General features: G+C 41.8%; 11 protein-coding genes, 1 tRNA gene and 2 pseudogenes. 8 read left to right on the forward strand and 6 right to left on the reverse strand.

What is annotated here, in order from left to right:
- Positions 1-287: pseudogene (locus TOL9009_RS49915) on the reverse strand (photosystem II D2 protein (photosystem q(a) protein)); the annotation flags it as partial.
- A gap of 285 nt (positions 288-572) precedes the next feature.
- On the opposite strand from TOL9009_RS49915, the gene TOL9009_RS0135285 reads away from it, so the two are divergent.
- From TOL9009_RS0135285 to TOL9009_RS50655, 7 genes and pseudogenes are all read left to right on the forward strand, one after another.
- On the forward strand, positions 573-845 hold the full coding sequence (locus tag TOL9009_RS0135285) for a hypothetical protein (RefSeq protein ID WP_029638165.1): 273 nt from the start codon (positions 573-575) through the stop codon (positions 843-845).
- A gap of 18 nt (positions 846-863) precedes the next feature.
- The gene (locus tag TOL9009_RS0135290; protein WP_029638167.1) at positions 864-1,532 is read left to right on the forward strand and encodes an ABC transporter ATP-binding protein; all 669 of its coding nucleotides are present in this window, start codon (positions 864-866) and stop codon (positions 1,530-1,532) included.
- Positions 1,533-2,090: 558 nt separating this feature from the next.
- The gene (locus tag TOL9009_RS0135295) at positions 2,091-2,627 is read left to right on the forward strand and encodes an NYN domain-containing protein (protein WP_029638169.1); all 537 of its coding nucleotides are present in this window, start codon (positions 2,091-2,093) and stop codon (positions 2,625-2,627) included.
- 153 nt (positions 2,628-2,780) lie between these two features.
- Positions 2,781-2,852 (forward strand) — tRNA-Asn (locus TOL9009_RS0135300).
- 25 nt (positions 2,853-2,877) lie between these two features.
- The gene (locus TOL9009_RS0135305; RefSeq protein WP_029638171.1) at positions 2,878-4,074 is read left to right on the forward strand and encodes an aminotransferase class V-fold PLP-dependent enzyme; all 1,197 of its coding nucleotides are present in this window, start codon (positions 2,878-2,880) and stop codon (positions 4,072-4,074) included.
- 7 nt (positions 4,075-4,081) lie between these two features.
- Positions 4,082-4,222 (forward strand): annotated as a pseudogene (locus TOL9009_RS44140) (CHAT domain-containing protein); the annotation flags it as partial.
- A gap of 425 nt (positions 4,223-4,647) precedes the next feature.
- Positions 4,648-4,788, forward strand: coding sequence for a hypothetical protein (locus tag TOL9009_RS50655; RefSeq protein WP_398345603.1), 141 nt, complete (start codon positions 4,648-4,650; stop codon positions 4,786-4,788).
- A gap of 120 nt (positions 4,789-4,908) precedes the next feature.
- Here TOL9009_RS50655 and argJ read toward each other — a convergent pair whose 3' ends face one another.
- Complete coding sequence (gene argJ, locus TOL9009_RS0135315; protein ID WP_029638174.1) at positions 4,909-6,234, reverse strand: bifunctional ornithine acetyltransferase/N-acetylglutamate synthase; 1,326 nt, start codon at positions 6,232-6,234, stop codon at positions 4,909-4,911.
- An 815-nt stretch (positions 6,235-7,049) separates the two neighbouring features.
- Positions 7,050-8,525, reverse strand: coding sequence for an Asp-tRNA(Asn)/Glu-tRNA(Gln) amidotransferase subunit GatB (gatB, locus tag TOL9009_RS0135320; protein ID WP_029638176.1), 1,476 nt, complete (start codon positions 8,523-8,525; stop codon positions 7,050-7,052).
- 154 nt (positions 8,526-8,679) lie between these two features.
- On the opposite strand from gatB, the gene TOL9009_RS0135325 reads away from it, so the two are divergent.
- On the forward strand, positions 8,680-8,898 hold the full coding sequence (locus tag TOL9009_RS0135325; protein ID WP_029638178.1) for a hypothetical protein: 219 nt from the start codon (positions 8,680-8,682) through the stop codon (positions 8,896-8,898).
- Positions 8,899-8,988: 90 nt separating this feature from the next.
- On the opposite strand, the gene TOL9009_RS0135330 is transcribed toward TOL9009_RS0135325, so the two are convergent.
- The 3 genes from TOL9009_RS0135330 to TOL9009_RS46605 all read right to left on the reverse strand — a co-directional run bounded on the left by TOL9009_RS0135330 (position 8,989) and on the right by TOL9009_RS46605 (position 13,589).
- Complete coding sequence (locus tag TOL9009_RS0135330; protein ID WP_029638181.1) at positions 8,989-9,627, reverse strand: DNA-3-methyladenine glycosylase family protein; 639 nt, start codon at positions 9,625-9,627, stop codon at positions 8,989-8,991.
- An 81-nt stretch (positions 9,628-9,708) separates the two neighbouring features.
- The gene (locus TOL9009_RS41545; protein ID WP_063628735.1) at positions 9,709-13,398 is read right to left on the reverse strand and encodes a CHAT domain-containing protein; all 3,690 of its coding nucleotides are present in this window, start codon (positions 13,396-13,398) and stop codon (positions 9,709-9,711) included.
- Entirely contained in the window at positions 13,383-13,589 is a 207-nt protein-coding gene (locus TOL9009_RS46605; RefSeq protein WP_144238459.1) for a hypothetical protein, read from the reverse strand. Before TOL9009_RS46605 ends, TOL9009_RS41545 begins: the two co-directional genes overlap by 16 nt.
- Positions 13,590-13,611: the final 22 nt, after the last annotated feature.

Below are 13,611 nucleotides of genomic sequence, written 5' to 3' on the forward strand. Positions count from 1 at the left end.
GCTTCTGGTCCCCACAGTAACATTAAAGAGTGTCCCAAGCTATTTGCTGGGGTCGATACTGCTACTGTCAAGAAGTTACAGCCTTCCAGGTATGATGAGGCTAATCCGTGGGTGTACCAAGAAGTGACGAATGTTGTACCGGTGAGCCAACCGCCTAATGCGAGGAAGGCGGTTGGGAATAATAATATCCCTGACCAACCTACGAATACAAAGCGATCGCGCTTCAACCAGTCGTCTAGTACGTCAAACCACCCTCTACTGGGGGCGCGTCCTACTGCGATGGTCATTTCAGAAAATCTCCAAAAGTTTATAAGTTCAGGTTTTCTCTATCTATAGATTGCGATTTTACTGCTATCTATAAGACAGAACACAAACTGGGTTATTAATCCAGTTTACAATTTTTTACTGTGTCTCATTATTCTATAACTATTCTTTCTCATTTTTCTACACAATTTTTAACTGAATGTAATATTTATATTTATTTAAGATTTATAAGGGGCAAGGGGCAATGGGCAATGGGCATTGCCCACACGTTAAAATGATTGCTACAGTTAAATTTCATTAACCGATTCATGTTCACAATCGATTTGACCTTAAGAAATACGCCTTTCCCGGTATCAGTACAACGTAAGACATCTGAGGATGCTGAAGCTGTTTACCAATTGATTTTGGCAGCGATGCGCTCCGGCAATCCTGATATTGTGGAACTAATATGTGAGGGCAAGACAGAGAAAAAAATTGCCGTCCGTGCTAGTGAAATTTCTGGGGTACAAATATCTCAGAAAGATGGTGTAGCTGCTGGTGGTTCTAGACCACCTGGTTTCTTTGCCCTAGCGTCTGAATAAGCCATCGGCGGTATAAAAATGGCGGAATTGGGCATTGAGGTAAAGGATTTAAACTTCAGTTGGACTAATGGAGAGAAAGTTATCAAATCTTGCTCTTTAGAAGTACCTCAAGGTGAATTTTGGATGCTTTTGGGTACTAATGGCAGTGGCAAATCAACTTTGCTTAGATTACTTGCGGGATTATTAGCACCTCAGTCTGGAGAAATTCGGATTTTGCATCCGGTTGGCTTTGTCTTCCAAAATCCGGATCATCAATTGGTAATGCCAACTGTTGGTGCAGATGTGGCTTTTGGATTGGTAGAAGAAAAATTGCCGCCAAAAGTAGTCAGAGCAAGGGTTGAGGAAGCGCTGGGGGCAGTGAATTTGCTTTCATTGCAACGACGCCCCATCTATGCTTTGAGTGGTGGACAGAAGCAGCGAGTGGCAATTGCTGGTGCGATCGCTCGTCGCTGTGAAGTTTTACTATTGGATGAACCTACTGCTTTACTCGATCCAGATAGTCAACTGGACTTAGTAGCTCAAGTACAGCGCTTAGTCAAGAGTCGCAAGATGACGGCTCTTTGGGTAACGCATCGCCTAGACGAGTTAAATTACTGTGATGGCGCTTTTTTGCTAGAAAAAGGCTCTTTAGTGGATAAAGGTGAAGCTTCACGTCTAAAACAACGTTTGATGGAGGATGCTAGCTAGTTGATGTGAAAGCTCTCTTATCTTCAACAAATGCTATAATTTGCGTATAGCTTCAATGCTTGTAAACAGTAAATATCAAGGTTAGAAACCTTTTTGGTAAACCTTACCTCTGTAAAACAAGTAGGTAACAGCGTCAAAAAAAATACTAATATTTACTGTTTCGTCCATGAGTAGCGAAAACCAAGCACCAGGACAAAATATAAAGTGCGCGAGGTGTAAACCTTGTGCATAGTTTGATACGCCCTGGCTAAGAGAGAATCTTAGGTTGAGTATTTGTTAACATGCGTTGGGAATTGTTAACGAAAATGTATCGGTACACGACGAAGCCTCTTAATATCTAGTTGTCCAGCTTTGTTTTATCCCAAGCTAATAATTGATTAGTAATTAAAAACAACTGCAACGCGCCTCTAAAAAGGCGCGTTTTCAGTTTATACAGCAACTTTAGACAATTGATCTACATTTTTTGTTTTCTGTAACATAGAGTTACAAGTACTGCTTCAACTACTATAAAAGTTATGAATGAATTTTGTTAACTCTAGATAATTGTGATTAAAAACCATGCCCCCCTCCTCACTTTCAGCCGTTTTGTTAGTAGACGGCTACAATATAATTGGCACCTGGCATTGCCTGAAAAAAACCCGTGACCATGTTGGATTAGAGGCAGCACGCGGCGAATTGATTGAAACTTTAATCAGTTACACTGCTTTTGAGGGTTATGAGACTCAAATCGTGTTTGATGCCCAATATCAAAATTCCTCTAGCAATAAAGAAGTTATTACACAGCTTTTATCAGTTCATTACACTGATTTTGGACAGACTGCTGACACATACATCGAAAAAACCTGTGCGTCTTTGCGCTCTTCATTATCTCGCGTAATTGTTGCCACATCAGACCGAGCACAACAGTTGATGATACTAGGTTATGGTGCTGAATGGTTGTCCGCTCAAAAACTATGTTGGGAAGTGGAAGCCACGGTGTGTCGATCGCGGCAAAAGTATCAAACAAAAAAACAATCTAAAACTAGATTTCTCGCAAATTCTATTGATCCCAAAGCGCGGCAGCGTCTGGCGCAATTGCGAATGGGAGTAAATTAAATATTAACATTAATTTATCGCCAAGTTACCTCTGTCATTGGGTTTGGATGCAAAGGATTATGGACTCTAAGTATCTTGCAAAAAGTTTTTTGAAAAAATTTCGCTCAGGTACTTGCCAAATCCTATCTTTACCCTTAATATAAAAAAATGTGATCCTCAGTAGCTCAGTGGTAGAGCGATCGACTGTTAATCGATTGGTCGCTGGTTCGAATCCGGCCTGGGGAGTTAAGTAAAGGGTAAAAAGTGAAGGATGAAGGGTGAAAAAAATAATTTCAAACTTCAATCCTCAACCTTTCAGCAGTTATGGTTGCTTGATTCATCGGTAACGTTTCTGAATCATGGTTCCTTTGGTGCTTGTCCTAAAGTTGTGCTGGAAGCGCAACAACGATTACGGGAACAGTTGGAACATGAACCTCTGCGCTTTTTTGGCAGGGAGTGGGAAGGGTTGCTGGATGATGCAAGGAGAAAACTAGCGGTGTTTGTGGGTGCGGATGCCGAAAATTTGGTATTTGTTCCAAATGCGACGACTGGCGTTAATTGTGTATTGCGATCGCTTGTCTTTCATCCAGAAGATGAAATTCTCACAACTAACCACGAATATAACGCTTGCCGTAATGCTTTAGATTTTATCGCTAGTCGCACTGGAGCGCGGGTGGTGGTGGCAAAAATTCCTTTTCCTTTAGAATCGTCAGAACAAATTTTATCAGCGGTAATTGAACAGGTTTCACCAAAAACGCGATTAGCACTTTTGGATCATGTTACCAGCCAAACTGGGTTAATCTTCCCGATTCAGCAGTTGGTAAAAGAGTTGCAACAGCGCGGTGTGGATACCCTTGTAGATGGTGCCCATGCGCCGGGAATGCTTCCTTTAAATTTATCAGAAATTGGGGCGACTTATTACACCGGAAATTGTCATAAATGGTTGTGTGCGCCGAAAGGTGCGGCGTTTTTGTATGTACGATGCGATAAACAGTTAGAAATTCGTCCGTTGACAATTAGCCACGGTACAAACTCACCACGAACTGATAAATCACGCTTTCAGTTGGAATTTGATTGGATGGGTACAGACGATCCTACAGCTTATATGTGCGTACCGGAAGCGATCGCTTTTATGGGTTCTCTGTTACCTGGTGGGTGGAATGAATTAAGACAGCGAAATCATCAGCTAGCATTGCAGGCAAGACAGTTACTTTGTGAAGCGTTGAATGTGTCGATGCCGTGTCCAGATGAGATGATTGGTTCTATGGCAGTTGTTCCCATGCCAGAAGTGTTGGAAAGTCGCAATTTTATGGCTTTGCACGATGAATTATTTGATAGATTTGGGATTCAAGTGCAAGTGATTCCCTGGCAGGAAAAACCGAAGTTATTAGTCAGGGTTTCGGCGCAAATTTACAATACACCAGAACAGTACGAGTATTTGGGTAAAGCGCTGAGAACGTTTCTGTAGCGAAGAGTTAATGACAGAATTTTCTCAAAATCTTCAAAAAAGCCCTGACAAAGCGCAAGCACTGCGACAAGCAATGTTGACGACGATGAAAAAGAGTCCGAATCCCGTTGATTGGGCAGCTTTTACTCTCATTGGGGAAGCGGAGTGAATTTTGTACAGAAAAAAAGAATTAACCGCAGATGAAGATAGATAAACGCCGATGGACGCAGATAAATTTGTACCTCAGGAGACTAGTAAACACTATAATGCGATCGCAACCCGATGCATTTAAAAACGCTACGCTTCTACGCTCATGCTGTACTTGGTACAACAAGAGCATAAATTCCTGATACCAATTCTTTATGAGGCTGCGCTTAATAACCCGACGAGTAAACTCGCGGCTAAACGAACGAAGCTTACCTGCGTGGGCTAAATTAGGCGCATCTTCACACAGAAATGGTATGACGAAAATTTATCACAAAAACTCTGCGTCACTCTGCGCTCCTCTGCGTTAAAAAAACGCTACGCTTTTACGCTCATGCTGTACTATAGCGGTTCTCGGTTGAGTGAGATAAACGTATATGTAAAATTTGGATTCAATATAACGGCACGGAAGAGTCTGTTGCTGAACGACTAGTTAAGATGGGTGATAGAAAGTGCCGATTTATATTATATTATGTCCGGGCAATTAAGCAAACAGACCCGGAACCCCACCCCGCCAAAGCTGCGCTTTAGCTCCCCTCCCCGCTTGCGGGGAGGGGTTGGGGGTGGGGTTCTTTTATTATGGGTAATTTGGCGGACATGATATTACTTAATCGGCACAAATAAAGAAAGTGAACTATTCCGTTGGGTGCATTAAGTTGTATACTCAGCGTTAATTTTCACATAGTCGTAACTCAAATCACAACCCCAAGCTTTACCCGAACCGTGTCCATTACCAACGCTGACTGCAATTATCACGGGATTATCTAGGCTTTGAGCTTTAATTGTACTGCGTTCGCGAAGCGTGTCCGAAGGACTCTCGCCTAACAAATCATTGCTCATATTTGTCTGTGGTTTAAAAGCATTCGCTGCTGCTTCTTTCAAATAAGCACTCGCTGCTGTACGATCAAATGGTATTGGTTGACCATTCTCCATCATCAAGAAATCCCCTAATTTAATTTGCAGATTTTCTTGCTCAAATGGAATACCTGCACGTCCAGCAGCAGCAGCGATGCGTCCCCAGTTTGGATCGCGTCCAAATATGGCAGACTTAACTAAAGATGATCCGACGATGGTTTTGGCGATTTGATTAGCTGCTTGTTCATTACTTGCACCACTAACTTGCACTTCAATTAGACAAGTTGCACCTTCACCATCACGAGCGATCGCTTTCGCTAAATGCTGGCATACTGCTGTTAACATCGCTTCTAATTTTTCCGCTTCTGCACCCATTTCGGTAATTGCTGGAGTGCGAGATTGACCGTTGGCAAGCGCTATCAAGCTATCATTGGTGCTAGTATCGCCATCCACGGTGATTGAATTAAAGCTTCTATCTGCTGCACGACTTAACATTTGTTGCCACAGAGTCGGTGCAACTGCGGCATCACAAGTAACAAATGCTAACATAGTTGCCATATTCGGATGAATCATTCCCGAACCTTTGGCAATGCCACCAATTCGCACCGGGCGATCGCCTATACTTGTTTCTAAAGCAATGGATTTTGTGACTAAATCGGTGGTAATAATCGCGCCGGCGGCTGCATCTGAACCTGTTTCTGATAATGCTGCCACCAGCTTACCAATCCCAGTCCGCAAAGGTTCCATCTTAATTCTTTGACCGATTACACCTGTAGAAGCAAGCAAAATCGATTCTGAAGGCATATTTAACTCTTGCCCTAATAGCATCGCACATTCTAAAGCATCTAACCAGCCTTCATTACCCGTTGCCGCATTTGCTTGTCCCGCATTGCAAAGAATAGCACGAGCGCTATGCTTTGCTTGCAAGCGTTGGCGACAATAATCTACACAGGCAGCTTTTACTTGAGAAGTGGTGAATACACCAGCTGCGATCGCTTCTACATCTGATACTATCAAAGCCAAATCCGGCAAACCCGAAGCTTTTAAACCTGCGGTAATTCCTGCTGCTCGATAACCTCTAGGTGCTGTCACACCACCAGTAATTTCTTGCCAGTCATTCATTATTCTTACCTAACAACTATTACTCTTTGCTTGAGGGGCGATTATATCAAGTCTTCGTCATCTCTAAGCAGTAATTTGTTAGTTATTAATAACTTGCTTATTTGAAACGCTGGCAAGTTTAGGATAAAAACGAAAAAGGAGAGCTACTTGGGTGGCTCTCCAAATCATCAGGGTGCATCTACTTAACATATAGTACCACATATGGGGTGAGGTGCAATACCCCCTATCAATTTTTTTGCAAAAATCTTTTGATGCAATTTCCCCCAAACCACAAAAACGAAAAAGGAGAGCTACTTGGGGTGGCTCTCCAAATCATCAGGGTGCATCTACTTAACATATAGTACCACATGTGGGGTGAGGTGCAATACCCCCTATCAAGTTTTTGGCGAAAATCTTTTGATGCAATTTCCGTTTAATTAACAGTAACAAAAATCTACCTACCGTCGCAGAGAAGTTCCACTCCTTAGGTCTTGACAGTATGTATGATTTGCGTTTCCATGATATGACGCAATTTCTCCCAGAATTATAAAAAAGAAAAAGAAGAGCCACTTGGGTAGCTCTCCAGATCATCAGGGTGCATCTAATTATCACATTATACCATTTTGGGACTGAGGTGTAACACCCATCTTTGATGTAGTTTTTATCAAGCTATTGTGAAGAATTATCCGGGAAAATACAGTGAAGAGGGGGAAGGGGAGATGGGGGAGATGAGGAAGATGGGGGAGGAGGGGGAGAGTATTAAATTCTCCCTGTCCCCCTTGTCCCCCTTGTCTCCCTTGTCCCCCTTGTCCCCCTTGTCCCCCTTGTCTCCTTTACTAGTTATTCAACTTTTGGTCTACTAATTCGTTAGTCAGTTTCGGATCAGCACGTCCACCAGTTTGTTTGAGAACTTGTCCAACAAAAAAGCCTTTGAGGTTGGTTTTACCACTTTTGTATTTTTCTAGTTCTTTGGGATTGGCGGCAATAATTTGGTCGATAATGGGTTCGAGTACGCTAGCGTCAGAGATTTTCTCTTCACCTTTGAATACTTCATCGGGAGAATTACCAGCTAGCAACTCTGGTAATTTCTCTTTCGCTTTGTTACTGCCGATGGTACCCTTTTCAATGAGGGTGATAAGTTTTGCTAAGTTGGTAGGAGTAAGGGCAATTTCGGTGATGCTGAGTTTTTGCTTGTTGAGGTAGGCAGCGATATCACCCATAATCCAGTTAGCAGCTTGTTTAGGATTTGCCCCAAGTGCGATCGCTTCTTCAAAATAAGCAGCAACAGTAGTTTCTTCAGTCAATACCCGTGCATCGTAAGGTGAAAGTCCCAAATCAGATTCATAACGATGGCGTTTTGCTGCTGGTAATTCTGGTAGTGTACTATGCCAAGATGCTAATTGTTCTTTTGTGACTTCAATTGGTGCTAAATCTGGTTCCGGGAAATAGCGATAATCGCTGCTTCCTTCTTTAACACGCATACTAATAGTGCGTTGAGAAGTTTCTTCCCAAAGACGAGTTTCTTGGATGATGCGATCGCCTGCTTCTACTGCGGCTATTTGGCGTTCAATTTCGTATTCTATAGCTCTTTGAATGGCGTTGAAAGAGTTCATGTTCTTAATTTCCACCTTCGTGCCAAACTCTTTTTGTCCAATGGGACGCACAGAGATATTCACATCACAGCGGAGAGAACCTTCTTGCATGTTACCATCACTGACACCGATATAGCGGACAATGCGGCGTAATTCTTGAGCATATTCAGCCGCTTCTTGTCCGGAACGCAAATCTGGTTCGGAGACAATTTCGATCAAAGGTATACCGGCTCGATTGTAGTCTACCAGAGAATAAGTAGAACCAGAAAGGCGATCGCTTCCTGCGTGGACTAATTTTCCCGCATCTTCTTCCATGTGCAGACGAGTGATGCCGATTTTTTTCCGCAGCGGATTCCCATCAGCATCGACTAACTCAATTTCTAACCAACCATGTTCAGCGATCGGTAAGTCATATTGAGAAATTTGGTAATTTTTCGGTAAATCGGGATAAAAATACTGTTTGCGGTCAAACTTGCTATATTTAGCGATTTGGCAATTTAGGGCTAAACCCGCTTTCACAGCATATTCTAATACTTTTTCGTTGAGTACGGGTAATACCCCAGGTAGACCCATACAAACCGGGTCAATGTTAGTATTGGGGTCAGCACCAAAAGCCGTAGAACTATTAGAGAAAATCTTGGTGTTAGTACTTAGTTGACAATGGGTTTCTAGACCAATAATCGCTTCGTACTCAGTTTTTACAAGAGCAGTTGAAGTCATATAATCGCTTGTTTGGGCATAATCCTTCTTTAGGCTACTATTGTAGACTGCTATTTACTTGCCCTGAAGACGGTTATTGGGGGGAAAGCTTAGTTTTGATAAAACAATAATGTAAAGCCGTGCTAGAAGCACGGGGTTTCTACCCATTTTTCTGATGACAACCAAACAAGCCATTTTTGAAGCGATTGAACAACTACCAGAGCAGCAGCTTGCAGACGTGTTGCGGTATGTTCAGCAGCTTGCACGTACCCAGAAATCACCAGATCCCAACCCCCTCCCCAATTCCAGTAGCGATCCCCTGGCAAACTTCATTGGTGCAGTATATCACGGCTCCTTGGCTGCCAACTTAGACGATAAACTTTATGGCGACTAAGCTTTTTATTGATACTTGGGGTTAAAAGTAGCTATATAGTTATATTCGTTCAATATTTATGAAAAGCACTATAGTTTGTGCTTATCTATACTAAATGAGTGTCCTTCGCTGATTTAAATAATAATGCCATAATAAGCGGGTGGCTACTGCTCTCCAAGGTCGCCAAATTTCAGCTATAAGTTCAATTTCTGCTGGTTTTGGACGATGTTCTAATCGTTTCACTTTCTGTATTGCTAATATTAACCCCAAATCACCTTTAGGTAAACTATCTGGTCGCCTGAGTGCCATCATTAAATATATATCAACTGTCCAATCGCCGATACCTTTGAGCTTTTTTAACACAGTGCGTATTTCTTCATCATCCATCATGCTGAAGCTAGATAAATCAAGTTGTCCTGCAATGATAGATTGTGCTAATGTGCGTGCGTAAAGAGCTTTTTGCCGACTAAATCCAATTTGTTTGATTTCCACATCATCAAGTTGCAAAAATAGCTCTGGAGTAATTGGAGATATAGTTGCTTGCAAACGAGTATAAACTGCTTTTGCCGATGCGAGAGAAACTTGTTGTTCTAAAATAATTTGAATAAGTGTGGAAAAACCGGGTTCACGTATCCAAAGCGGTGGTGTACCCAAGCGAGTGAAAATTTTCGCTAAGTCTGGATCTTGTGATATCAGAAAGTTCAAACCGTCAGCAAAATTATCCTCAGTTAAAGTTTCTGGGAATATCATTAGAAAGATACCTTAAGACATTTTTTGTTGTAGTGAGCGGTTAAGGGGTTGAGCGATGAATCGCTCACTACGAAGAAATTCTTAAAATTCTTCGTCGAGTATTAGGGCGTAAAAATGTTCTAGATCATCTGATTGTTTCATTTTGGTAATTAGTTTACCTGCAATTGTGAATGCTGCCCAGTAGTAAGGGTGATTGTAAAGCTTTTCATCTGCTGCGAGTTTTCTAGTTCTATACATTTCTGTTGCTAAATAGGCTTTAATTCTAAATTCATCGGCAGGCAACGTATTTAGTAAATTTTCATACCAATTTTTCAAGTCTTCAACTGTTAGCTCTTTCAGCCAGTTTGCGGCTTCTGCTAAGGCTGTTGCTTCTAATTTATCTGGCTGCCGTCGTCGATAAAACTCAATCATCAATAAGGCATTTGCAGTTGATTCTACAGTCCACAAGGTAGTAATTACATGAGCCGAACCACGAGTTAAAAAAACATTCGCTAAACCTAGATATTCGGTGGTGATATTTTGTTTGGTAGTAATAGCAGTTTCGCAAGCTGATAGAGTAACTAAATTGTAGCTTGCGAGTGTCTTTTGACAGAGGTCTTCTAAGGTTAGTTTATCTTCATCTGATAATACTAGTTGTGATTTTTTCGGCTCAATAAAGTTGTCAGTTACATGACCTGTAAAATGAAATATATTGTAATCACAGGATAACGCATATTCCACTACATCTTTTGTCGCTTGTGCTCCTTGGTAACGTTTGGAATTATCGAACATTTGGCTAATAGTTTCCGATTCAAGTTTGGCAAATTTTAATGGCGGATAATCCGTACTGTTGGGATGTTCAATACTTAATAACTTCTCTTCATTTGCCTGGGGTTCTAGTTGGCAATTTAGAGACAAGCCAATTTTAGCACTTGGCAAATAGGTAATTGTGTAATTTGCATTTGTCGGCGATTCTTCTTCCTGAGAATAAATATTGAAAAGGGCATGAAGAGGAAATCTGTGTAAGTCGCGGTGAGGAATTAATATTAGTTGGTTGATACCTTCAAGCTCGTGTTCAATAGTGGAAATATTAAGGATATTTTTCAGATATAAAAGCCTCTGTTCCATATCCACTAACCAGGAATGATTATCTTTGCTTTGTTTGTCTTGATCTAAGCTGCGATATTCTTGATATTGTTGATTCCAATCCTCTAGCCAATCTTCTAATTCCACCAAAATTTGCATGGCTTCAGGTACGGGAAAATCATCACTTATTCCGGCACTCATTATGGGTGTAAAGACGGGGACGGGTTCTGGGGCATTATCTTTGATTATGAATGTGCGTAAAGCGCAAGGGCTGATGTGCCAGTAAATGATTGCGGTTGTGGGATTAATAAGTTGTTGAATTTCTGGATAATTGGGTGAGTCGATGTCATCAGTCCAACCAAAAATCAGCCAAGTTAAACAAGCATTTTTGTTGTATTCGGCAATTTCTAAAGCTTGTCGCAATTCGCCAGATTGTGCGGCTAAATCAACTGCTAATTGTCCAAAACTAGCAAATTTCAAAGCTAATTGTTTTTTACTTTCTTCAGAACTTGGTTCATTTAATAAACGTTGCCATACATCTGTAGCGTATTGTAATAAGTCTTGTGCGTATGTGATTTCCCCTAAACCCATAACCGCTTTAATGAAGTTTTGCAATACTTCTAGATGCAGTTGGGGAAAATCTTCTTGTGTGAGGGTTAAAAGCGCCTGATTGTACTCAGATACGGCTTGATGCCAATAATAGCTGGGTGTGGGATATCTTTTTCCTCGGTCGTAATGTGAGTTGGCGATCGCTAAATGTAATCTTCCCCAACCTTCTTGGTGTGTATCTTGGCGAACATAGTCCAATCCAGCTTCGTAACTGATCAATTTTGCATCATAATCGCCTTCTTTCAAAGTCGGATTTACCGCCATTCCTGCGGATGTACCTCTACCAATCCAAGCTTCCCAATAATCTGGTTGAAGTTGCAAAGCACCATCATAAGAGGCGATCGCTTGTACAAATTCTCCGATATGAAATAGCGCTACTGCTTGGTTGTACCAAGCTAAATGAAATTCCGGATTGATTTCTATCGCTTTGTCATAAGAGGCGATCGCTTCAATTCGCCGTCCTAAGTTGTCTAAGGCGATACCTCTATTGAACCAAATTAAGTAAAAATGCGGTTGAATTTCTAAAGCTTTATCCCAAGACTCAATTGCTTCTGACCATTGTCCTAGTTGTCCTAGCACTACCCCTCGGTCGATCCAGACTTCAGGATAATCTGGATCAATTAAAAGTGCATTATCGTAAGAGGCGATCGCTTCGGAGTTTCGTTGATCTACGGCAAGTGCAATTCCTCGGTAATACCAATTTTGAGGGTCGTCTGGTTGCAATTCGAGTGCTTTGTCGTAACTAAAAACAGCTTCTGATAGCCTTCCTAATTTCAGTAGTGCGAAACCTCGGCTAGACCAAGCTTCTTCGTAGTTTGGCTGAATTTCCAGTGCGACATCCAAGGAGGCGATCGCTTCTTCAAATTGTCCTAATTCGCCTAAGATACCGCCTCGATTGTACCAAGCCTTAGGAGAGTCTTGTTTGATTAACAGCGCTCTGTCATAAGAGGCGATCGCTTCTTCAAACTCTCCTAAGTGAAATAATGTCAAACCTCGGTTAAACCAAATATCATACATCGATGGGTTAATTTGTAAAGCTTGATCGTAACAAGCGATCGCCCCTGACAAATCACCAGTTTTGGCTCGCTGAAGTCCTTGATAAAACCATTCTTGCGCTTGAGTATCAGTACTAATTAGTTGTGTTGATTCAGATGGTTGAATTGCCAGTCCGGAAGCAAGTTGCTGGACTAAACTGGTACTTTGGTCTAATCTGACCAACAACTCATCAAGTGTCTGGGCTACATCTGGTTCTAAATGTGCTAACGACTCATCCCAAGTTCTTTCTGCTCCTGCTTCTGGGCTGTTTTCCATCAACGTTTCGCTAATAGATATTAGGCGATCGCTTATTACCTCTTCCACAACAGGTGTTATACTTTCAACTTCTGGCGCTTGATACTCCCATACCAGTTCGCCGAAGTTCTCTATCAATTCTTCTTCGCTTTGAGTTTCCTCTGGTGTAAACGTTCTACTTTCAACTTCTTGTGCTTGAAACTCCCATACTAATTCGCCGTTTTCTATTCTTCCTCCCTTTGCGGAAGCGCTTGGCACATCCTCAGTACTAGTTACAGTTTCAGGTGCTTCATAATCCCATTCCAGTTCTTCAAAGTTTTCCCCAGACCCAATTTCAATAGAGGTGAGAATTGCTGTAGACGTTGTATGTTCAGCATCTTCTTCGTTTTCGTCAAAATAAATTTCCCCTAAGTTCCGCGTCAACAATCGGATACCAATATCATAAGAAAGATCGCCAATTATGCCGACACCAAGTTCACCTAGTTGCACCATTCGCGTTGCTAACTGATTATTCGGTGCAGGTGATGCTAACAATTTTTCGCCAAAACTCAGCAACCAATCAAGCCAGCGATCAATGCTAATCCGATTTTCCATCCGTTGCAGATATTTCTGCGCCCATTCTTGTCCTCGTACCTGATATACGCCTTCTAGCAGTTGGTTATACAAGACTTCAAGATCGGCGTTTGTCAGTTCCGGTGCTTGATGCACCACATTTTGTCTTTTGATCCGGTTTTGAGAACGTGTCCGTTTCCTGGCAAAGACGCGTTTCCAAAATTTATTCAGCCACTGTATTAGCCGCTTGAGCATCTGCCGCACTCTGGATGTTGTTTCTCATAGATTTTAACGAGGGCTATGTTAAAAAAAGCAACCATCACGTAAAAACCTAGTAGATTATAAAAGAGAATCGGGCATCGGGCATTGGGCATTGGGCATTGGCATAGAAAAAATCCTATTAGAATAGAACGCGCATCACTTACAGCCGCTTCTTTATTTTGCATTGCCCATTGCCCATTGCCCAGT

It is taken from the genome of [Scytonema hofmanni] UTEX 2349, from assembly GCF_000582685.1.
GTDB lineage: Bacteria > Cyanobacteriota > Cyanobacteriia > Cyanobacteriales > Nostocaceae > Hassallia > Hassallia hofmanni.